At 59.1% G+C, this 19,101-nt stretch carries 18 protein-coding genes; 4 read left to right on the top strand and 14 right to left on the bottom strand.

Annotated features, from left to right (window positions below; translation table 11 throughout):
• Positions 1 to 84: 84 nt before the first annotated feature.
• Together PZA18_RS14895 and PZA18_RS14890 are read left to right on the top strand one after the other, a co-directional pair.
• Positions 85 to 1,038: a DUF808 domain-containing protein gene (locus PZA18_RS14895; RefSeq protein ID WP_284101653.1), complete on the top strand. Its 954-nt coding sequence runs from the start codon at positions 85 to 87 to the stop codon at positions 1,036 to 1,038.
• A 180-nt stretch (positions 1,039 to 1,218) separates the two neighbouring features.
• Positions 1,219 to 1,371: a hypothetical protein gene (locus PZA18_RS14890; RefSeq protein WP_407951190.1), complete on the top strand. Its 153-nt coding sequence runs from the start codon at positions 1,219 to 1,221 to the stop codon at positions 1,369 to 1,371.
• Here PZA18_RS14890 and PZA18_RS14885 read toward each other — a convergent pair.
• The 12 genes from PZA18_RS14885 to PZA18_RS14830 form a co-directional block, all read right to left on the bottom strand.
• Complete coding sequence (locus tag PZA18_RS14885; protein WP_284101652.1) at positions 1,345 to 2,505, bottom strand: hypothetical protein; 1,161 nt, start codon at positions 2,503 to 2,505, stop codon at positions 1,345 to 1,347. The genes PZA18_RS14890 and PZA18_RS14885 overlap by 27 nt on opposite strands.
• A 257-nt stretch (positions 2,506 to 2,762) precedes the next feature.
• Complete coding sequence (locus tag PZA18_RS14880; RefSeq protein ID WP_284101651.1) at positions 2,763 to 3,578, bottom strand: hypothetical protein; 816 nt, start codon at positions 3,576 to 3,578, stop codon at positions 2,763 to 2,765.
• 79 nt (positions 3,579 to 3,657) lie between these two features.
• Complete coding sequence (locus tag PZA18_RS14875) at positions 3,658 to 4,896, bottom strand: TIGR03862 family flavoprotein (protein WP_284101650.1); 1,239 nt, start codon at positions 4,894 to 4,896, stop codon at positions 3,658 to 3,660.
• Positions 4,897 to 5,021: 125 nt separating this feature from the next.
• Positions 5,022 to 6,080, bottom strand: a complete 1,059-nt coding sequence (locus PZA18_RS14870) for a DUF1513 domain-containing protein (protein WP_284101649.1) — start codon at positions 6,078 to 6,080, stop codon at positions 5,022 to 5,024.
• Positions 6,080 to 7,066 (bottom strand): imelysin family protein, encoded by a 987-nt coding sequence (locus PZA18_RS14865; protein ID WP_284101648.1) that lies wholly within the window; start codon positions 7,064 to 7,066, stop codon positions 6,080 to 6,082. Before PZA18_RS14865 ends, PZA18_RS14870 begins: the two co-directional genes overlap by 1 nt.
• A 64-nt stretch (positions 7,067 to 7,130) precedes the next feature.
• Complete coding sequence (locus PZA18_RS14860; RefSeq protein WP_284101647.1) at positions 7,131 to 8,555, bottom strand: di-heme oxidoreductase family protein; 1,425 nt, start codon at positions 8,553 to 8,555, stop codon at positions 7,131 to 7,133.
• Positions 8,556 to 8,559: 4 nt separating this feature from the next.
• The gene (locus tag PZA18_RS14855) at positions 8,560 to 9,711 is read right to left on the bottom strand and encodes an imelysin family protein (RefSeq protein ID WP_308447394.1); all 1,152 of its coding nucleotides are present in this window, start codon (positions 9,709 to 9,711) and stop codon (positions 8,560 to 8,562) included.
• A gap of 437 nt (positions 9,712 to 10,148) precedes the next feature.
• Positions 10,149 to 10,658, bottom strand: a complete 510-nt coding sequence (locus tag PZA18_RS14850; RefSeq protein WP_284101646.1) for a DUF3299 domain-containing protein — start codon at positions 10,656 to 10,658, stop codon at positions 10,149 to 10,151.
• Positions 10,659 to 10,933: 275 nt separating this feature from the next.
• Entirely contained in the window at positions 10,934 to 11,710 is a 777-nt protein-coding gene (locus PZA18_RS14845) for a tetratricopeptide repeat protein (RefSeq protein WP_284101645.1), read from the bottom strand.
• Positions 11,711 to 11,721: 11 nt separating this feature from the next.
• Positions 11,722 to 13,740: a bifunctional 2',3'-cyclic-nucleotide 2'-phosphodiesterase/3'-nucleotidase gene (locus PZA18_RS14840; RefSeq protein ID WP_308447393.1), complete on the bottom strand. Its 2,019-nt coding sequence runs from the start codon at positions 13,738 to 13,740 to the stop codon at positions 11,722 to 11,724.
• Between the two features lie 194 nt (positions 13,741 to 13,934).
• Positions 13,935 to 14,357 (bottom strand): Hsp20/alpha crystallin family protein, encoded by a 423-nt coding sequence (locus PZA18_RS14835; RefSeq protein ID WP_284101644.1) that lies wholly within the window; start codon positions 14,355 to 14,357, stop codon positions 13,935 to 13,937.
• A gap of 292 nt (positions 14,358 to 14,649) precedes the next feature.
• Positions 14,650 to 15,210 carry a hypothetical protein gene (locus tag PZA18_RS14830; protein ID WP_284101643.1) on the bottom strand — a complete coding sequence of 187 codons (561 nt, stop codon included), beginning with the start codon at positions 15,208 to 15,210 and terminating at the stop codon, positions 14,650 to 14,652.
• Positions 15,211 to 15,564: 354 nt separating this feature from the next.
• Between PZA18_RS14830 and PZA18_RS14825 the strand changes: the two genes are divergently transcribed.
• Positions 15,565 to 16,488 (top strand): Dyp-type peroxidase, encoded by a 924-nt coding sequence (locus PZA18_RS14825; protein WP_284101642.1) that lies wholly within the window; start codon positions 15,565 to 15,567, stop codon positions 16,486 to 16,488.
• A gap of 28 nt (positions 16,489 to 16,516) precedes the next feature.
• Here the strand turns inward: PZA18_RS14825 and PZA18_RS14820 are convergent, their stop codons facing one another.
• Together PZA18_RS14820 and PZA18_RS14815 are read right to left on the bottom strand one after the other, a co-directional pair.
• Positions 16,517 to 17,269 carry a substrate-binding periplasmic protein gene (locus PZA18_RS14820; protein ID WP_284101641.1) on the bottom strand — a complete coding sequence of 251 codons (753 nt, stop codon included), beginning with the start codon at positions 17,267 to 17,269 and terminating at the stop codon, positions 16,517 to 16,519.
• Positions 17,270 to 17,403: 134 nt separating this feature from the next.
• Positions 17,404 to 18,156, bottom strand: coding sequence for a hypothetical protein (locus tag PZA18_RS14815; RefSeq protein WP_284101640.1), 753 nt, complete (start codon positions 18,154 to 18,156; stop codon positions 17,404 to 17,406).
• 317 nt (positions 18,157 to 18,473) lie between these two features.
• On the opposite strand from PZA18_RS14815, the gene PZA18_RS14810 reads away from it, so the two are divergent.
• On the top strand, positions 18,474 to 19,101 hold a 628-nt coding region (locus PZA18_RS14810), incomplete at its 3' end, for a recombination-associated protein RdgC (protein ID WP_284101639.1).

Genomic DNA, 19,101 nt, shown 5'->3' with positions numbered 1-19,101 from the left:
TCAGACTGAGAAAGTTGAGCACAGCTACGGCATAATCAGCCGCCCGGTGGCCGCATTGCCCCAAACGTGAACGAGGAGAAACCCATGGCCGGCGCAAGCCTGTTTGCCCTGCTGGATGATATTGCCACCGTACTGGATGACGTCGCGGTGTTGACCAAGGTAGCCGCCAAAAAAACCAGCGGCGTACTGGGAGACGATCTGGCACTGAATGCCGAGCAGGTTTCCGGTGTGCGGGCCGAGCGCGAGTTGCCGGTGGTATGGGCGGTTGCCAAAGGCTCGTTTCGCAACAAGTTGATACTTGTGCCGCTGGCGTTGCTGATCAGCCAGCTGGCGCCGATGCTGGTGACCCCGCTGTTGATGATCGGCGGTGCTTACCTGTGCTTTGAAGGCTTCGAAAAAGTCGCGCATAAATTTCTGCATAGCGCCGAGGAAGACGCCGCCCACCACGCCGAGCTGACCCACGCGCTGACCCACCCCGAAGTGGACCTGATGGCGCTGGAGCAAGACAAGATCAAAGGCGCCATTCGCACCGATTTCATCCTTTCGGCCGAAATCATTGTGATTGCACTGGGTACGGTGGCCGATAAAGCGCTGGCAACCCAGTTTGCCGTACTGGCCGGCATCGCCATCCTGATGACGGTGGGTGTGTATGGTCTGGTAGCGGGCATCGTCAAACTCGACGATGGCGGGCTGTATCTGGTCCAGCGCCAGGGCAGCAGCGGCCTGGCCAAGCTACAACGCGCAGTGGGCGGCCTGATGCTGGGTGGTGCCCCCTATCTGATGAAGGGTCTGGCGCTGGCAGGCACGGTGGCCATGTTCCTGGTCGGCGGCGGCATCCTGGCTCACGGCCTGCCGGGCAGCCATGACCTGCAGCATGGCGTGCAACAAGCCCTGGCTGCCATCCCGATGCTGGGTGGCATGCTGGGTTCCCTATCCGAAATGCTCTTCAACGGACTGGTAGGCCTGCTGGCCGGCGGCGTGCTGGTGTTGCTGCTGACCATATGGAACAAACTCAAGCCCAAGCGCCAACCCAGCTGAAGTACCGGCTGGTGCGGTAACGCTCTCATTCAACGAACCCGCCCCGTTTCAAGGCGGGTTTGTTGTTTGATGGGCCCCCATTCCGGCCTCTGCTGGCAGGCTCCGGCAAGCTGGACACCTGACAAACAGCCTGTCCACGCAAGGCAGGAACCAGCGCACACCGCCTAGTAGGAGAAACCCATGGCCGGCGCAAGCCTGTTTGCCTTGCTGAATGATATTGCCGCCGTACTGGATGACGTTGCAGTGTTGACCAAGGTAGCCACCAAGAAGACCAGCGGCATGCTGGCTCCCAGTATTAGGGATGTCTCAATGGTCATTCAGCCGTATCAATAAATAGACACGTAGCAACACTGCACCAAGCAGCATCACAGTGGCGACGGCGGCGACCCCACCGAAGATGATAAACAGCACATTGGAAATAAAGGAGCCACCAGCTAGCCACCATGCGGCGATCCCACTGATAAAAGCGAGCCCGGCGCATACTACTATCTGCTCGTTCAGTCGCTGAGGCGCATCTTCAGGAATTTCATACGGGCTATCTGCATCATCACCATATAGCTCGGGAAAATCCTGCCGCTCGTAATAGTCGTACTCTCCCAGCAGGCCAAAGCGATAGCGCGCACCGCGATACACGCTCCAGAATATAAGGGGGAGCGCGAAGCTGCACCAAAACAGGGTAATGAATAGGTCGGTGCGGCTTAGTACGGCGTACCACAACAATATCCATGAGCTGCCTAGCGCAGCACTGCGCCACCACGGGCCACGGTAGTTCACGAACCACTGCTGTAGATGCAAAATCGACACAATTGTCGCGAGCGGCTCGGACAAACGGGCCTCGGGATCATTGCGATCTTGGCCATCAAGCATGTCACGCATTGAGCTGCGCAGAAATGGCAGCACATAACCCAAAACTCCTAGCATGAAAAGTGAGGCCGGTAGCCAGGGCCACAGGCCGTATGGCAGTTGTGGCTGGAAGCGTTTGGCACGCTCAGCGTCTTGCGCCGCCTTGTCGTTTTGCGGGGCAGGCTTACTCTTTGAAGCGGCATTGGTTGCCTGTTGCACTTGCTGGGCTTGCCGGGCTCGTTGCAATTGCAGAGCTTCGCTCTCGCGCTTCAGTTTTTCGGTGAGCGCCTTTAGATCTGCGTCGGCATTGGCCCGTGGATCAGGGGCCGCATCCGGTGGTGGTGGCTCTTTCAGACCTGGCCCAGGATGCGCCAATAGACGCGTCTGCTCACTAAGCTGAATGAACTCTCTGTCATTGGGGCTAGCCGGCATGGGGGTGTTGCTTGATCTTGACCCGCCCCCTGCATCGGCGTTGCGTGGCGCAGATCCCTTGCAAGGCATGTCCTGAAATACCGTTTCCCCACTGCTATTCGTACAGCGATGGACCTCGGCTGATAGCACCGGGGTGAGCGCTCCCACCGCTAGGTAGATACCCAATACTGAACTCGACAAGTGCTTATTCATGGTGCATTCCTTCCTCAAGCTGCGAGGGTCGATCGGAAGCGTCGGGCGAGATCAGCCGAGGCTTGCGCAAAACTTTATGATTTCCGGAGTGAGCCATCTTGTCCAAGCATAATGTTGCCGATCTGTTGGGTTCCACCAGATTCCGTACTTGGACATAGCAGGCCCCTCTATCGGGCCAGATACCTTTGCGTACGCTAATTAACCAACTTGAGAACTCGTCCCGATCATGAGTTACCGCCTACACAGCTCACAGCCTGCTACTGCTTCTTAATATCGACCTTCTTCACAAACCCATCGCCACAGGCCTGGCAGGTGTTCACGTAATAAAAATCCGGTTTGCTGACGACGCGGCCGATGATGCGGACGAAGCTGGCGCCGGCGGGCTGGGTGTAGAGGACTTTGGCGTTGTCGGCCGGGGTGGCAAGGACAGGGCTGCCTTCGGCAAGGTCGGACCACTGCCCCAGCAGCGGGTCGTTCATGTCTGCGGTCTGTAGCCACCAGTTGCCCCAGCGGGCGCGGGTTCTGGCGTAGCTGCCGGCCTGCCATTGCGAGATGAGGGGGCTGCGGTGTTCGTCCTGCAGCAGGTCGGCATAGCCATCGGTGCTGCTGGAAAGGATCTTGCTGTGTTCGGGGTCTTTCATGTGGCCGATGACTTGCCACTGCCCGCCTTGCTGCTGGTAGAGCGTGTAGGCGCAGGTGGCATCGGGGCAGTCGGCGATCGGTGCTGCCGAGCACTCATACATATCGCGGGTGTTGAAGGCGTATTCGGGGCGGCCATCGCCATTGAGGTCGTAGGCATAGAGGTGCTCGGCATCGGCCGTGGCCTTGCGGTTGCTCAGCTCACCGCCTTGCCGGGTGCAATCCGCAGCGGCCAGTTTTTCGGCTGCCGCCAGCACTGCAGGGCACTTGGGGGGAGCGTCACTCCGGCAGAGGAAAGGCTCAACCGGAACGCGGCGGAATTTGCCAGCCACTTTGAACGGCATCTCGGCACTACCCGCCCAAGCCTGCTGCCCGGCCACTGCCAGCATTAGACAGCTCGCGCCCACCCACCATCGGTATTTCTGCATAGGCATGGATTTGTCCCCTCTTGCTTGGTCTGTTAGACCGGCCCGGTGCCCTAATCCGGTCGGGCCGGGCCGAATGTAGACAAGGCTAACCCAGGCTCTGTGTCTGCAGCCAGCGCAAGGCAGCCTGGCCGGCCCAACGGCCGCTGGCAAAGCAGGCGGTGAGCAGGTAGCCACCTGTTGGCGCTTCCCAGTCGAGCATTTCACCAGCACAAAAGACGCCGGGGCGGCAGGTGAGCATCAAGCCAGCGTCGAGTGAGTCAAAGCGCACGCCCCCCGCACTGCTGATGGCTTCGTCGATCGGTCGCGTGGCACGTACAGTCACCGGTAGTGCCTTGATCGCTGCCGCCAGCCGTGCCGGATCATTGAAGCGGTCTTTGTCGAGTAATTCGCGCAGCAGGCTGGCCCTGACGCCGCTGATGCCCACCTTGCTCTGAAGATGGCTCGAGAGCGAGCGTGAGCCGCGCGGATGACTGACTTCCGCCAACACGCGCTCGGCCGTCTTGCCGGGAGCCAGGTCGAGGGTGAAAGTGGCGCTGCCGTGGGCCTCGAGGGTATCGCGCAGGCGGCCGGAGAAGGCGTAGATCAGGCTGCCTTCCAGGCCATGCTCGCTCACCATGAGTTCGCCGATTTTGTATTCGTGCTGACCACCAAGATCGGTAAAGCCCAGGCCCACGGTTTTGAGCGGCTCTCCGGCATGGCGACTGCGAAAGTGCTCGCTCCAGGCCAGATCGAAGCCGCAGTTGGCCGGGCGCAGGGGCGCAATATCCGCCCCCTGCTCGGCCAGCAACGCTTGCCAGCTGCCGTCCGACCCCAGGCGCGGCCAGCTGCCGCCCCCCAGTGCCAGGATGGTGGCTATGGCGGGATAGCAGAGTTCGCCATCGGCTGTGGCCAGCCGCAGGCTGCCGTCATCGCTCCAGCCCAGCCAGCGGTGACGGGCATGGATGCGTACGCCAGCGGCTTTCAACCGGTGCAACCATGCCCGCAGCAACGGGGCGGCCTTCATATCAGTAGGAAAGACGCGGCCGGAGCTACCAACGAAGGTGTCGATGCCGAGGCCATGAATCCAGCCACACAGCTCATCGGGGCCGAAATCATCGAGCATGGCTTGCAGCGCCGCGCGGCGTTCACCGTAGCGGCTGATAAAGCGATCGTAAGGTTCGGAATGGGTAATGTTCATGCCGCCAATGCCCGCCAGCAGGAATTTCCGGCCGACGGAGGGCATGGCATCGAAAAGATCGACAGTCAGACCGGCTTTAGCCAGCACTTCTGCCGCCATCAGCCCGGCGGGGCCACCGCCGATAATGGCAATATTGGGTTGGGTCATGGGTATCGTTGAAACCGGGTTGGCGTTGTACGGTCCGCCACAGGGCGCGGCAGACCCGTTGTGTTCAAAGGATAGGATAGGCGCCACAGCCGCAAGGTACGGCTGAAATGTGCGGAAGGGCCCGCTCAGTCGGCCCAGACGAGGTGATTATCCCACCGGATGCCACGCGCCACATGCTGCTCCATTAAGGTAGCAGCCGGCGCTAGCCGGGCCAGCACGCCGGCCTCGCTCGAAGCCTGCCAATGGCCATCGACGGCGACCAGGCCCGCAGCGCCGGCCAGTTCGTATTGGCCGACCCATTCACCCGTGCTGCGCCAGATCGCCACTACGCCCCCTTTCGGGCAGGAAATGGCAAAGCAATCGCCCAGCGCCGCCACACTGGCCGCATAACCGGCCATGCGCACCGCCAGGGCGGGTGAGGTCGGGGCCAGCTGCAGCTGGCCATCTCTCAGCAATGCCAGTAGCGGTTTGGCCGGCGTCGGGCCCGATTCATCCTGCAGGGCGACGCCCACTGTGCCATCGGCAGACTGCGCCAGATGGCGAATCGACAGCTTGCTGTCATCCAGCGTGTATTCGGCCAGAACCTTGCCGCTGCCGGCATCGAGCCGGACCAGGCTGGGTTGCATGGTGTCGAGATTGAGCTTGCGCCGGCCAGTTTCGGGCAAGGTGGCGATACCACCGTTGGCGACCAGCAGGCTGCCATCCGCCAACATCAGTATTTCATGCGGACCAATCCCGCCACTGGGGAACTCAGCCAGAACTTTGAGAGTGCGTGGGTCACGACGCGCAATCACGCCCTGGCTGGTGGCCACATCACACTCGCTGGTAAACAGGCTATGGCCATCCGCGCTGAAACAACCGTGGCCAAAAAAGTAGCGATCGAGACTGGCGTCCATCTGCTGCAGCAAGCGCCCTCGCTGCCAGTCGATGCGCAACAGCCAGTCACCTGGCCGGCGCGCCATGACAATAGCCGTGCCAGGGCGACGTCGGTCTACAAGCAGACCATGCCCACGTGCCGGTAACCGGATGCCACGTTCGGGGTGCAGCGCATCGCCCGCAAAGTAATCGCCACCTTGCTCCCAGGCGGCCAGCAGCGTGCCCGGCTTGGGCGCCAGCCGTCCGGCCGCACTGGCCAGCAGTGGCGCACTCGCAAGCGCGTAGAGCAGATGGCGGCGGTTCAGCATCAATCGCCGTCCGCTTCGTTGAAAGTAATGGTGACGCCAAGCATTGGTGCCAGCTCCGACTCCAGCAGCAGCCGAAGCGCGGTCATCTGCTTTTGCAGCGCTGCCAACGATTCGGCAGCCTGAGTTGGCTTGGCCTGCTGAAACGCTTTCTGCGTGTCGCGCAAGCTGGCCATTGCGGCAGTCAGGCGTGAGGCCAGATCGGGCCTGCCGCCGCGCACCATGGCGACATCAGCCAGCTTGTGCCCGGCATCGCCTGCCTGCCACAGCGCTTCGAGTGCAGACAGGTGGTTGGCCAGGCGACGGCTCGTGCCATCACGCCATTGCAGGTACTCGGCCGCTTGCAGGGGTTTGTCGCGCCGCAGCTTGGCATTGCGACCGCTGCGCCAGCTGTCGATCAACCCCAACGACTGGTTGACGAGATCGGCCACTACGGCTTCGCTGCCCGTAGTCTGGGTGAGGAAAGCTTGCCAGTCGGCCTGAAGCGCCAGTGCTTCGGCTTCCACTGCCGCCGCCCGGCCAGTCGTGTATTGGCAACGCTTGGCCTGCCGCAGGAGTGTCAGTTGGCGGTTGGCGTCGCCTTTATCAAACAGCAGATATTCGAGTGCCGGTAGGCCCGATGCCGCCAGACTGGGCTCGACATCCGCCTCGGCAACGGCCGTTTCGATCATTTCGACCCGGGTAGGACGAAATCCCACGACCCGCACGGTACGACGCGCCAAAGTCGGTCCCATCGCCGCAGCTTCTACGCCATGCAGGGCAGAGTCCGCATCCATCCAGGCCCGACGAGCACTGTTAAGACCCGCCACACCGGGCTTGATACACAAGGCCTTGACAGCCTCGTGCAGCCAATGTGACTGCTGTTTGAACTGATCCACCCGCTTGGCTTGTACTGCTTTGACGGCGCTGACCCAGGCCGGATCTACCGGCTCATTCGCCCAGGCCGTCAGGCTGGCCAATGACAATATGGCAATACCGAGTTTTCGCATGGTTAACCTTGTCCTACCCATTCAGATAACAGTTCAAGTGGCAGTTCATGTGCTGAACCGCCATTTACAGCGATTCCAGAAAGAAGATCAGATTGGCACGATCCTGCTTGCTGAGCTTGAGCACCTGCCGCTTCGATGGTTCGGCTTCTCCCCCGTGCCAGAGCACCGCTTCCATCAAGTTGCGTGCGCGACCATCGTGCAGATAATGGCTGTGGCCATTGACCACCGGCACCAGTCCCAGCCCCCAGAGAGGCGGTGTCTTCCATTCGTTGCCCTTGGCCAGAAAATCGGGGCGGCCGTCACCGAGGCCCGGCCCCATATCGTGCAGCAGCAAGTCGGTATAGGGGCGGATGGTCTGATTCGACACCTGAGGCAGACCTTCGAGCACACCCGTCGTGTATTTGGGCGTGTGGCAGACCGCACATTGCGCCGCGTGAAAGACCGCTTCGCCCGCCTTGACGCGCGGATCAGCCAGATTGCGCCGCGCCGGCACGGCCTGAGTACGGCTGTAGAAAATCAGCTTGTCGAGCTTGTCGTCGTCAATCTCGGGCTTGCCGCCGCGCGGGGCTTTCTGGCAGTCACGCTGCACCGGCATACATTCTTCCGCCGGGAAACGGCTTGAGGTAATACCGATGTCGCCATTGAACGCCGCTGCGCTTTGGTGGGCAATGCTGCCACTATTGGCCTTCCAGCCAAAGCGGCCGATCACAGCCTTCTGCGCATAGGCGTCCCACACCCAGTTGGGTCGGCCGTGAATCGCCCCCCCCGCTTCAGCCTGTCGCTTTGCGTTGGCTTCGATGTCTTCCGGGCGGATCGCGTCAAGCAAGCCCAGGCCGATCATCTGTGGCGCCACCCGTGGTGACACCATGGTTTGCGGATGCAATTTTCCGTAAGCCAGGTGGGTCAGCCTGTATTCGGGCTGACGCAGACTGTAGGGCTCGCCATCGTCAAACTTGCCACCAACTTCACGGTAGCGAATCTCTACCCGCCCTTCGGGTTTCACACCACTGATCGCATCGTTGTTGAACTGGCCGCCATAGCGCGGTTCGGGCTTGGGGCTGCCATGTTCGCCCACGCCGGGAATCGACAGGCGGAATAGCAATGCCACCGGTTGTTCCGCCTGCAGGCCATTTTTGAAGTCTGGCGGTGCGCCGCGACCATCTTCGGTATGGCATGCCCCGCAGGAACGGGCAATGAAGTGCGGCCCCAAGCCATCACGAGCACTGGTCGATGACGGCGCTTCGACCCAGTTACGCTTGAAAAACGAATTGCCGATGGCGAAATCGGTACGCTGAGCCTCGTTCAGGTTGGCCGCAGGCAACGAAAACGCATTGCGCCCGGTTTCAAATACCGTCGTGTCGCCCCCGGCATACTCTGCCCCTTTATCTTCAGGCACACTGACCGGGCTTTCCACGGTCGCACCTACCAGACAGGTTGAGGCTATCGCCAACAGGGGCAAGCACTGCCGCCATCGATAATGCTTCTGCATAAGGTCAATCCTTCGCCTTCATGGCCAGATTTTTGATGCCCAGCAGCTTGGCGGCCTCGGCCAAGCCTTGTGCCTGCTTTTTCAGGGCGTCGATACCCGCCTGTACCCGCTTACGGCCAGGCGCATCTTTCTTGCCGACAATTTCGCGGTCAAACGGCGCTTGAATTGCTTCTATCGCCGCAACCGATGCCTGGATGTCACTACTGACGCGCTCGGCCAGGGCTGCATCCTTGTCGGCCACCAGATCACGCAGGGAGGGGCCACTCAGCACACTTCCATCCGCCTTCTTGTATTGGCCGAGCCAGACGTTGCGGATACCGATGGCGTCGTTGACCAGATCACGGTGGGTGTTATCTGAAAAGCATGACTGCTCGTCTTCCTGATTCTGGCTATCCATCGCCACTTCCATGCGCTCACCCGCCATTTCACCGCGCGTCAGCACCCCCAGCCCGGTCAGCATCTTGCGCAGGGCGTCGCTGTCTTTGCTGAAGCGGGTGCGGTAAGTACCGGCGCCGGGCGCCCAAGCCTGGGTCAGACCGTTCAGATCCTCTACCAGCTGGTCCGTGACTTCGAGCAGGTATTTGCGACGACGGTCGGCATTGGTCTGCTTGCCGTCAACGAAGTCGGTAAACGCCCGATTGCCCGGGCCATTCGGGTTCAGATCTTGCCCCCACAACAGGAATTCGATGGCGTGCCAGCCAGTGCTGATATTCTCTTCGCCGCCCTTCTCGTTGAGCGCTACCAGCTTGGCGCGGTCGATGGTGGCTTTCTTGTTGTTGATGATGCCGGCCTTGGCTTTGCCTTTCACATAGTCGATATAGGCTTCATCGAGAGGCCAGGCATTGATTCGACCTTCCGGGCCTTTGTCATCGTCAATCGGGCCACCATAAAAACGGAAAGCCTCGGTCTGGCCATAGAATTCCCGCGCTGCCAGCCAGGCTTGGCGGGCATCCGCCAGGCTTTTCTCACTGGGCTCAGCCACGAATGACTTGATAGCCTGTTGCATCAATTTTGCGGCTGCGAGGGTATCGCTATAGTTGGCATGCACGATTGCGCCGTATTGGTCGAGCACAGCACTTTGTTCGACAGCGAAAGCCGATGGGGTATACAGGGCAGCAGCCAGCAGGCTGGCACTCAACACGCGGGATAACTTCACAAGATACCTCGACAAGAAGATAGGGACGGCCGGCGCACCGGTCGGGGATTGGGCATTGCTGCCAAGTTTTGTGTGGTCACGGCGATCGGGCAACGCAGAAGAGACCCAACCCGATCAACCTACTCACCAGAACTCAAAAGCAACTGACCATGGCGAGTGCCCACATCACAAGAATGACGGTCAATAACGCAATTTTTCAGCGAAAACGCCTGATAACCACATCAAAATCAGGGTTAATGATAATCACAACGAAAACTATTCTCAATTGAAACAGACAATTTGACCAGCCTTCGAATGAGCTTGAGATAGCTATTAGCCAATCCCCCAGCAACAGGGCAGCCCCTCTACACAGCTCAAGGGAAATAAAAAGAGCTGCCGCAGCAGCTCTTTCATTGTCTGGACCGTCGGCCGGCGTTGGGTCCGGCCCCGGTGTTTGGTCAGTTGATCAACTTGGCATCTTCGAGGCGATAGTACATGCCCATCGGATCATCCTTGAGCACAACGAATTTACCGGTCAGTTGCAGCGGCTCGTAGCTGAATTTAACAGGCTGCGTAGACTTGATTTCGACCACCTGATCCGGCCCGCCAGGCAGGCAGTATGAACAGGTGGGCGGCGTGGCGGTCAGCACAAAATGCTTCTGGCCTTCGCCCATGCCCAGCGGCAGCATGAAGCCCTGCAGCTTGATGGTTTTGTTGTTCAGGGCAGAAATCGCCGGGTCAAATTTGGGAATAAACGTGGCGCCTTGTGGCACCGGCTCGACCTTGGCCAGGGTTTTCCAGGACAGATAACCCGCTTTGTCTTCTATCGGTTTACCGGAAGGCGGGGTGACGCCATAGGCGTTATTGCCTGTCGGTGCCGGGCCAGGAGGAAGGTTGCCAGGCAATACGTTGTCTGCAGCGAATACCGAGCCAGCAAGGGCCAGAGCGATCAAGGCGATAGATTTCATGGCGGAATTCCAGATTGTCATCAAGGGTCAAGTCAAAAATGCCATTGGCAAGTTTTTGATTGTACAAGCATTGCGGCCTTTTGGGCATATCTGTCTTACCAGATTGCGCGACAGATGGGCACAAGGCTTTGAGTGTAGCCGAAGGCGAAAATTCCAACCTGACTCGATCGGTCAGAAATCCGCTTGAACTTCGGGGATCTGCAGACGCTTGCCATCGGGTCGCCCCCGCCACAAGACCCGGCTGGCAGGGGCAGCCAACCAAACGTCAACGGCGCCTACAACGCCAGCTGTGGATGCTTGAGCACATGGTTCATTTCAGCCAATTCGCGCTGATAGGCAGCTTCGCTACGCTCCAGCCCCAGCTCGCCATTCTGGTAGGCCATCGCCAGCGTCTGAATCGCCGCCGGGTACCCCATACGTGCCGACATCAGATACAAGATACGGGCATTGCCTTCATTGGCTTTCACGCCCTCGCCGTAACGATGGGCATTGGCAAGCATGAACATCGCAGCGGGCGCGTAAGGAGAGTGCTGCTTGGCCGCGAAGTCGAACCAGCGTACCGCAGCCAGCGCATCCACCTGGGTGCCGTAGCCGTTTTTCAGCATGACCCCCAGGTAATACGCTGCCGCACCATGTCCTGCCCTGCCTGCCGACAACATCACCGGAAAAGCCCGTTTATCGTCACGGGCGACACCCGGCACGCCTTGCATCAAGGTACGCCCGAGCAAGGTAGCCGCTTCCACGTCCTTGCCCAGTGCAGCCCGCTGTAACCAATCTATCGCTTCGCGATTGCCATGGGGCTCATTGCGCACCAGCAATGCCTGGCCCAGCGTACGCTGGGCCAGGGTATTACCATTGCCGGCCAGCGCACGCAGGGCGTCGAGCTTATCGGCATCGCGACCAGCACCTGCTTCGACCCCCATCTGGATGATCTCGGCAGGCGTTCTCGGGGCGGCTGCGGGTTTTCCAACCGTCATCCAGCCCACGAGCCCGGTCAGGCAAACTGCCAGCGAGATCCCCAATGTTGCCTTGTGCATCAGGCGACGACGCATGGCCAGACTCCTTACTTCGACAGGTCGATGGCGTAGACGCTCAGGTTCTTGCCACTGCCGTCATCGTCACGCAGCACCGATACATTCAGACCCGCAGCCTGTGCCAATGGCAGCTTGCCGGCAGATGACTTGAAGGTCACCGGGCCTTGCACACTCACCTTGGCGAAACGCCAGCTGCGGTCGCTGCCATTGGCTGCGCCGGTCAACGATTTGACGGTCTTGATGTACTGGATCAGAACATCGCGGTTGGCATCAGGCGAGGCAAAAATCGTCTTGCTGCCATCCAGGCCGGGGAAACTGCCACCGCCGCTGGCGCGATAGTTGTTGGTGGCCACCACGAATTCCTGCGTCGCAGACAGCGCAGCACCCTTGTATTTGAGGTTGGTGATGCGGCTGCCCTGAGGCTGGGTCACATCAATCTCGTAGCTGATGTCCTTTGACGTGAACATATCGAAGTTGTAACCAGGGAAGTTCGAAATCAACGCCTGCTCGGTCGTCTTGGCAGGGTCGATCTGGTTAAAGCGCTTCGCTGCGGTTTCCAGCCAGTTCTTGATGTCGCCGCCCGAAACTTTCACGGCGTACAGGGTGTTGGGGTAGAGGTACAGATCGGCCGCGTTGTTGATGGCGATGTTGCCAGCCGCCACGTCGGTGAAGTCATTGCCGCCACCGAAGCCACTCTTGAATGGCGCACTCACCGACAACACCGGCAAGCCCGCATACTGCGGCAAGCTGGTCTTGATGTAGTTGGCCACATAGTCGGCCTGTGCCTGGTTGACGATCTGAATCGCGCTGGCATCGCCAATATCCGCAAAATAGCTGCTCATGCGGAAGTCAGCCGAACCGATCGGGGTCTTCACGTAATTGATGGTGGCTTTGTGCTCGGTATCAATCAGGCTGGCAACGCTGGTATCTGCCGCCACAAAGGTCTTATCTGCATTCTGGATGCCACGCGCCTGAACGGTGGTCTTACTCTTGTCGATCACCCACTTCTTGCCGTCGTAAGACAGGCTGAAGCCGATCACGCCCAGGTGCTTGCCCCAGAAATTGGCCATGACGGTCGGCACACCATTAACCGTACCCTTGGCCTTGTCCACACCCGGCAGGTTGAACTGCGGCAAGGTGCTGTTGGCATCGGGGAAAGTCTGGTGCGAGTGGCCGATCAGCATTGCATCAATGCCGGGCACTTGCGACAGATAGTAGTTGCCGTTTTCCATGGTCGGCGAATAGGTCGAGTTATCGAGACCGCCGTGCGAGATGGCAATTACGATATCCGCCCCAGCGGCGCGCATTTCGGGCACGAATTTCTCTGCCGCTTCCTTGATGCCAACTGTATAGAGCTTGCCATCGAGCCAGCGCTTATCCCAGTTCAGGATGGTAGGCGGTGTAAAGCCGATGATGCCAACCTTGACCGGCACCTTGACTTCTTTGCCATCGGGGGTAGTAGCCGTGATGGTCTTGGTAAACACCTTGTAAGGCTGGAACAGCGGCGCCTTGCTCTTTACGCTGTAGATATTGGCGAGTACCTGAGGAAACTTCGGGCCCGCACAATTCTTCTGCGCCGACAGCTCGGGCATGCCAGCCACATCAAATTTGTTGCCCGTCACCTGGGCGAGATAAGGCAGGCCATAGTTGAACTCATGGTTACCGATGCCACCGCCATCGTAGCCCGCTGCGTTCATGGCCTTGTACATGGCGAGGGTCTGGTCGCAGGCCAGCGGGCTGATCAATGCCTGATAGTCAGCCAGCGCGCTGCCCTGAATAGTGTCGCCGTTATCAATCAGCAGCGTATTGGGAAACTCCTTGCGTGCTGCGTTGATCAGAGTCAGCGTGCGCTCAAAGCCAAACGATTTGTCCTCTGCCAGCTTGAAGTAGTCATAGCTCAGCACATTCGTGTGCAAATCGGTCGTTTCCAGCACGCCCATGCTGGCCTTGGTACCAGCCTGGATTTGTGGTTCGTCGTCACCATGGCTGCAGGCCACCAGCAATCCCAATGCGGCAGCCCCGGCGGTAAAGCGCACTATTTTCTGCACGATCTTCCCTCGACAGGTTTTTTTAGAAAGGACGCGATTCTAGCCGAGCGCAGATGGCATTCAGGTTACAAAACCGCTTGAATGGCTAGATATGTCTTGTTCTGTTGTTATTTTTCACACAGGACTGATCGGGAGCATCAAAAGCAGACAGCCCTGACGAGGCAGGGCTGTCTGCTTTTATTTAATCGAAGGGTTTAGCTGATCGTCAGTGCGCGACGAGGAGGCAGGCTGACCCGCTTGGGTAAACGCAACTCCAGCACACCATTTTCAAAACGGGCTTGCGCCTCGTTGTCATCAAGATCAGCGGGGAACTGGAAGCTACGCGACAGCGTGCCAAAGTAGCGTTCCGAGCGGATCAGCTTTTCACCGTCCTTATCATTGCGCTCTTGTTTGACCTCGGCCGAAATCGACAACTGATTGCCTTCAACATGCACCTGGATGTCCTCTTTTTTCACGCCAGGCAGGTCTACATGCAATAAGTAGGCTCTCTCGTCTTCGCGCACATCCACCTTCATCTGCAGCGGTGGTTCATTTGGCAGATTCATAGGCCTTACAAAGAAGCCACGGAACAGGTCATCGAAGACACCATCAAGATTCTGGCGGACTAAATTACCCATCACACACCTCCTGTTAACTGACATGAATTGGCTGTCGATCAGGTTCTGTTGACGTCAGGTTGACAGAACCAAAGCTACGGGGCATCCCCCTGCAAGGACAAAATTATGGGCAGCCAGAGGGGTTTCAAGTGCGCCAGACAGCAGACTTGACCTAACGCAAACCTATTTACTGAATGTCGGTCACAAGCATTGAAATCCCAGGATTCATCACCAGCTGCGGTGTTTGGCCATGAAAAAAGGCTGTCACGAAGACAGCCTTTTTCATCAACCCGCATTCATCCTAGGCAGATAGTCAGCGATATCGCATCGACTCGCCAATGCCTTGCAATGGCCCTAGCGGGTTGTGACTCTCCTCCTGGCGCGACACCGAAGGCGTGCCGCCATATTCGCGGAAGACCACCTTGCCGTTGACGACGGCAATCCACCCCATGAAGCGCCAGCCTTTGACGTCAGTCACTTTCTTGAACGCCAGAAAGTCGAGCAGGAAGTTGCCTACCCGCTGTCTCGATTCCCGCATGACATCAACCTTATAGCCGTGGCATTGCTGACGGGCTTGCAAGCAGGTGCGCAGGCCAGCATCCAGCCCGGCTTCGTCCTGCACACCATCCGGCGCATAGCGCGAGCGAAATTCGGCGTAGCCGATATGGGTGATGTTGGCGGTGACATCCGGATGCAAACCCATCTGCCGCAGCCCGGCTTCATCGGTCTGCTGGGGTTGGATGGCGTTGAAGGCCTGTACCAGTTCCTCGTAGCTATGCCACCGCACGACATCCTCGCTGCGAGACGAGGGCAGCATCGAGGCACAGCCGGTCAACAGGCTCAGATTCAGGGACAACAATACAAACGCACGCATGGAAATTCCTTCCTCTTCAGTGCTGGCCGTATCAATCTCGAACCAGTTTGATCAGTGTTTGGCATCATCATGCCACACCGGGCTCTGTTGACTGGCTGCGTTTGCGCACTATCGGGATGCTTCCTTGCATCGCTGGTTTCCGAGCGAGCCACCACGCATCGCGAAGAAACTGGCGGTTTCAAGGTAACCATCCCACAGTGCCCCACGTCTCGCAGTGACGTTATGGACTGCACCAGCCAATCTGGCACAGTATTTTGTATGTGGTGTTCATTTGACCTGCGCCGACCGGCCAGGTTTATTTTAGCCAAAGCTAATTTTTACCAATCTTTTCCCCGCATGGAGTACTCCCCAGACATGCCGACACCGCCTCTTGCTCAGTCCGCCATCTGCGCACCAGCGCATGGCCATGCGCTGTTTTTGACCTTCAATCGCCAACCGGAATGCTCACCCGAGCACTGCCGGTTACAGCTTGGCCAGATCGCCTTGCTGCTCGACCAATGGGCCAGCCGGGATCCCGCAGCCCGCAACTGCTGGGCGATCGGGATCGGCGTGGCGAGCTGGGCCAGTCTGATCGGCCCACGGCAACCACGCCTGCTCGCTGGGTTTCCGCAGTTTGCCAACGCCATCCATCCTGCCCCCGATACCCCGCACGATCTATTCCTTCATCTGCGTAGCGAAAAGCAGGATTGGTGCTTCGAGGCGGGGCAGCAGATTGAATCGGCGCTACGTGGCAGTTTTACGCTAGCTAGCAGCACCGCTGGCTTTCGCTACCTCGATAGCCGTGATCTGACCGGCTTTGTCGACGGTACTGAGAACCCCGAGCCCGATGCGCGGCCATCGGTGGCGCTGGTAGCGGATGACGACGAATTCAACGGTGGCAGCTATCTGCATGTGCAGCGCTATGTGCACGATCTGGAGCGCTGGCGCGAGCTGGATGTGGCAACGCAGGAGAAAATCATTGGCCGCACCAAGCAGGACGACCAGGAGCTTGACGACGACACCAAGCCCGAAAACGCCCACATCGCCCGGGTGGTCATCGAAGAAGATGGCGAGGAACTGGAAATCGTCCGCCAATCCATGCCCTATGGCACGGTCGGGGGCGAGAAGGGCTTGTACTTCGTGAGTTACTGCAAGACTCCAGCCACCTTCAATCGCATGCTGGAGCGTATGGTCTGTAACCAGCAGGGGCCCGCAGACCGCCTATTGTTCTTCAGCCGGGCAGTTGAAGGCGGGGCTTATTTTGTGCCGCCCAAGGCCATGCTTGCCGGCTGGATATGAAAGACTTCCCAGCCAAGACCCATGGCACTCAGCGACGGCTGCTGGACTGGGGCTGGTAGCCCGCATCAATGCGGGCCAGTGTGCCATCTTGCTCCATGCGCCGGTGGGCATCCCGCATGCGACGGATCAGGTTGTCATCGACACCGGGGTTGCACGCCAGAAACATATCGAGTCGATGAAACGCAAACTGCGCTTTGACTTTGCCCAGCGCCCCCATGCGCGTCATCAGCTCGTGCGCCGACTGGCTGCCCGCCGCCCAGAAATCAACGCGCCCGGTCAGCAGACTGACCAGACTGCCCTCGTAGTTCTCCGAGTCGCTGACCTGGTAGCCCATGTTTTCAAGCCAGACCGAAATGGCGTCAGAGCGATAACCACTGATGGGAATACCTCGGAGATCAGTCAGGGCTTTGACGTTGGTGACATAGTCCTTGCGGGTAAAAATCCACCACTCGGAAAAAGCAACCGGCCCCACCCACTTGAACAACGGCTCGCGCTCTGGCAGGCGCGAAGTCGAGAATACGCAGGTATCCGCTTGCGTCAGCGCCAGCTGATAGGCGCGATTCCAGCCAGAGGGTGCCAGCACGTAACGGATACGGGCTCGCCGCATCATTTCGACGATCTTGTCACCCGCCATGCCGGTAACCTGCTTGAGGTCGTCGCTGACAATGTTGTATGGGGGCAGATGCTCAGTCGTCAGGCGCAAGCCGGGCTCAGCCGCCCATCCCCAGGAGGCCCAAAGACCCAGCACCAGACTCATCATTACCCGCTTAACGACTAACACCCCATCCTCCCTGCCATCCCGCCCGTTCACATTCCTGCTGCCTCTGTTGAACAATCAGAAGCACTTCCTACAGCTTAGAAGCTGCACATAAATTTGCCGTGCCGCCTGAGCAAACACCAGCGGTGCCTCATGCCTCAAGGCTTCTGAATCGTTGCATTCAGTTCATTGCCACGCTTGGCACGCCGAGCTTCGGCTTCGTCGGCAATCTGGCCGCTTTGCTGCATCAGCTCCTTCAGATTGCTCTGCATCGCCTGGTATTGGTCGTAATCGGCCTGTTTCTGGAAGGTCAGCATCTTGTTTTGCAGGCCAACCTGCGCCTTGCGTGCGGCCATGAAGGTGCAGATCTTTTCTATCTGTGCCAGCTGCGCTTTGTGATTGGCAAACGAGCGCTTTTCAAACTCTTGATCGCTCTTTTCCGTCGCATCGTAGATCTGCCAGAACCGGCCCGCCGAGGGGTAGTTGCCCAGAATCCGCATAATCTCTGCCCGCAGCAGACGGCGCGACTCCGCCACCGCATCGACATCACTCTGGGCAAGATCACCGGCTTGCTGCATGCGGCGTCGGCAATCTGCCGGGGCCGTCTTGGCCAGCATGTTTTCCGGCTTCAACACTGCGGCAAGGTCCACTTCGCGCAGCTTCAACAGCAGTTGCTCGCGCCGGCCGGCGGTTGCAGTCTGCGACTTCGCCACAGCCTGCTGGATTTGCTGCAACAGCCGGCTTTCCATGAGCAACCTGTTACTCCCGGCGGGCTGAGTCCCCTCCCCTTCGGCCCAGGCCGGATGGCTTACCCAGGCCAGCAGGGCCAGGCTCAGCAGCCCCATCAAACCCAGGCGACGCAAACGCCCCCCTCGGGTAGGGCCCGAACTGGCTTTATCGGTGAATAACATGCGATGTCGATCAATTCTGTTTTCAAAAATCAAATGCAAAACTCCAGATTATTTTTAGAGGGGCCAGATGCCCTGCCGATTTTGGCTGGCAGGTCGCATCAGGCCGCTTCCAAATGAAAAAACCGCTGCTTCTGGCAGCGGTGAGAAAGGCATTTTCGCACAAACCAACCCATTGCCGTCTCACCAGACCGGTCGAGAGCCCATCGTTCGCGCCCTCGGCATCACCGCGATGCTCTCGCATTCCGGCTGAAAAACGCCAACCGTATGCCGACACATGGGGCTAGAATTACCGCCCCAACTTTCAAGCCGAGACACCCATGTGGTTCAAGAATCTGCAGCCCTACCGCCTGACTGAAACCCTTGAGCTGGATCTGGACAAGCTCAATGCCGCGATGGCCAAGCAGGCATTCGTGCCGATTGGCAAGTCTGATCTGGTTTCGGAAGGCTGGACCGCCCCGGCGCCGCATGCCCCCGATTTGCTGGCCTATCGCAACGCGGGCGCTGTGCTGATTGCCCTCAAGACCGAAGAGAAAATCCTGCCCGCCTCAGTCGTCAAGCAGGTGGCAGATGACCGAGCCGCAGAAATCGAAGAGCGGGAATTCCGCAAAATCGGCAAGAAAGAGCGCAAGGAAATTCGCGAGCGAGTCGCAGAAGAGCTGCTGCCACGCGCTTTCAGCCGCAGCCGTGTTACCCGGGCCTTGGTCGAGCCGCAAACCGGCTGGGTGTGGGTTGATACCTCCAGCGCTTCGCGTGCCGAAACCCTATTGTCGCTACTCCGGGAAGCCCTGGAACACCTGCCTAGCCGCTTGCTTCACACTCAGCAAAGTCCGGTCACGGTGATGACCAACTGGCTGGAAAATGGCGCCGACGAGGGGTTTACCCTGGATGCCGACTGCGAGCTGAAAGCCCCCGGCGATGAGGGTGCCGTCATCCGCTGCCGCCGGC

It is taken from the genome of Parachitinimonas caeni, assembly GCF_030129945.1.
GTDB classification, from domain to species: domain Bacteria; phylum Pseudomonadota; class Gammaproteobacteria; order Burkholderiales; family Chitinimonadaceae; genus Parachitinimonas; species Parachitinimonas caeni.
The sequence above is the reverse complement of the archived record's forward strand: the minus strand, read 5'-3'. Positions and strand labels throughout refer to the sequence as shown.

Excerpts from the sequence above, each read along its gene's own strand:
- PZA18_RS14860 (WP_284101647.1), bottom strand. The coding sequence starts at position 8,555 with ATGCAGAAGCATTATCGATGGCGGCAGTGCTTGCCCCTGTTGGCGATA.
- PZA18_RS14890 (WP_407951190.1), top strand. The coding sequence starts at position 1,219 with ATGGCCGGCGCAAGCCTGTTTGCCTTGCTGAATGATATTGCCGCCGTA.
- PZA18_RS14865 (WP_284101648.1), bottom strand. The coding sequence starts at position 7,066 with ATGCGAAAACTCGGTATTGCCATATTGTCATTGGCCAGCCTGACGGCC.
- PZA18_RS14875 (WP_284101650.1), bottom strand. The coding sequence starts at position 4,896 with ATGACCCAACCCAATATTGCCATTATCGGCGGTGGCCCCGCCGGGCTG.
- PZA18_RS14870 (WP_284101649.1), bottom strand. The coding sequence starts at position 6,080 with ATGCTGAACCGCCGCCATCTGCTCTACGCGCTTGCGAGTGCGCCACTG.
- PZA18_RS14850 (WP_284101646.1), bottom strand. The coding sequence starts at position 10,658 with ATGAAATCTATCGCCTTGATCGCTCTGGCCCTTGCTGGCTCGGTATTC.
- PZA18_RS14885 (WP_284101652.1), bottom strand. The coding sequence starts at position 2,505 with ATGAATAAGCACTTGTCGAGTTCAGTATTGGGTATCTACCTAGCGGTG.
- PZA18_RS14825 (WP_284101642.1), top strand. The coding sequence starts at position 15,565 with ATGCCGACACCGCCTCTTGCTCAGTCCGCCATCTGCGCACCAGCGCAT.
- PZA18_RS14815 (WP_284101640.1), bottom strand. The coding sequence starts at position 18,156 with ATGTTATTCACCGATAAAGCCAGTTCGGGCCCTACCCGAGGGGGGCGT.
- PZA18_RS14845 (WP_284101645.1), bottom strand. The coding sequence starts at position 11,710 with ATGCGTCGTCGCCTGATGCACAAGGCAACATTGGGGATCTCGCTGGCA.
- PZA18_RS14880 (WP_284101651.1), bottom strand. The coding sequence starts at position 3,578 with ATGCCTATGCAGAAATACCGATGGTGGGTGGGCGCGAGCTGTCTAATG.
- PZA18_RS14835 (WP_284101644.1), bottom strand. The coding sequence starts at position 14,357 with ATGGGTAATTTAGTCCGCCAGAATCTTGATGGTGTCTTCGATGACCTG.
- PZA18_RS14830 (WP_284101643.1), bottom strand. The coding sequence starts at position 15,210 with ATGCGTGCGTTTGTATTGTTGTCCCTGAATCTGAGCCTGTTGACCGGC.
- PZA18_RS14895 (WP_284101653.1), top strand. The coding sequence starts at position 85 with ATGGCCGGCGCAAGCCTGTTTGCCCTGCTGGATGATATTGCCACCGTA.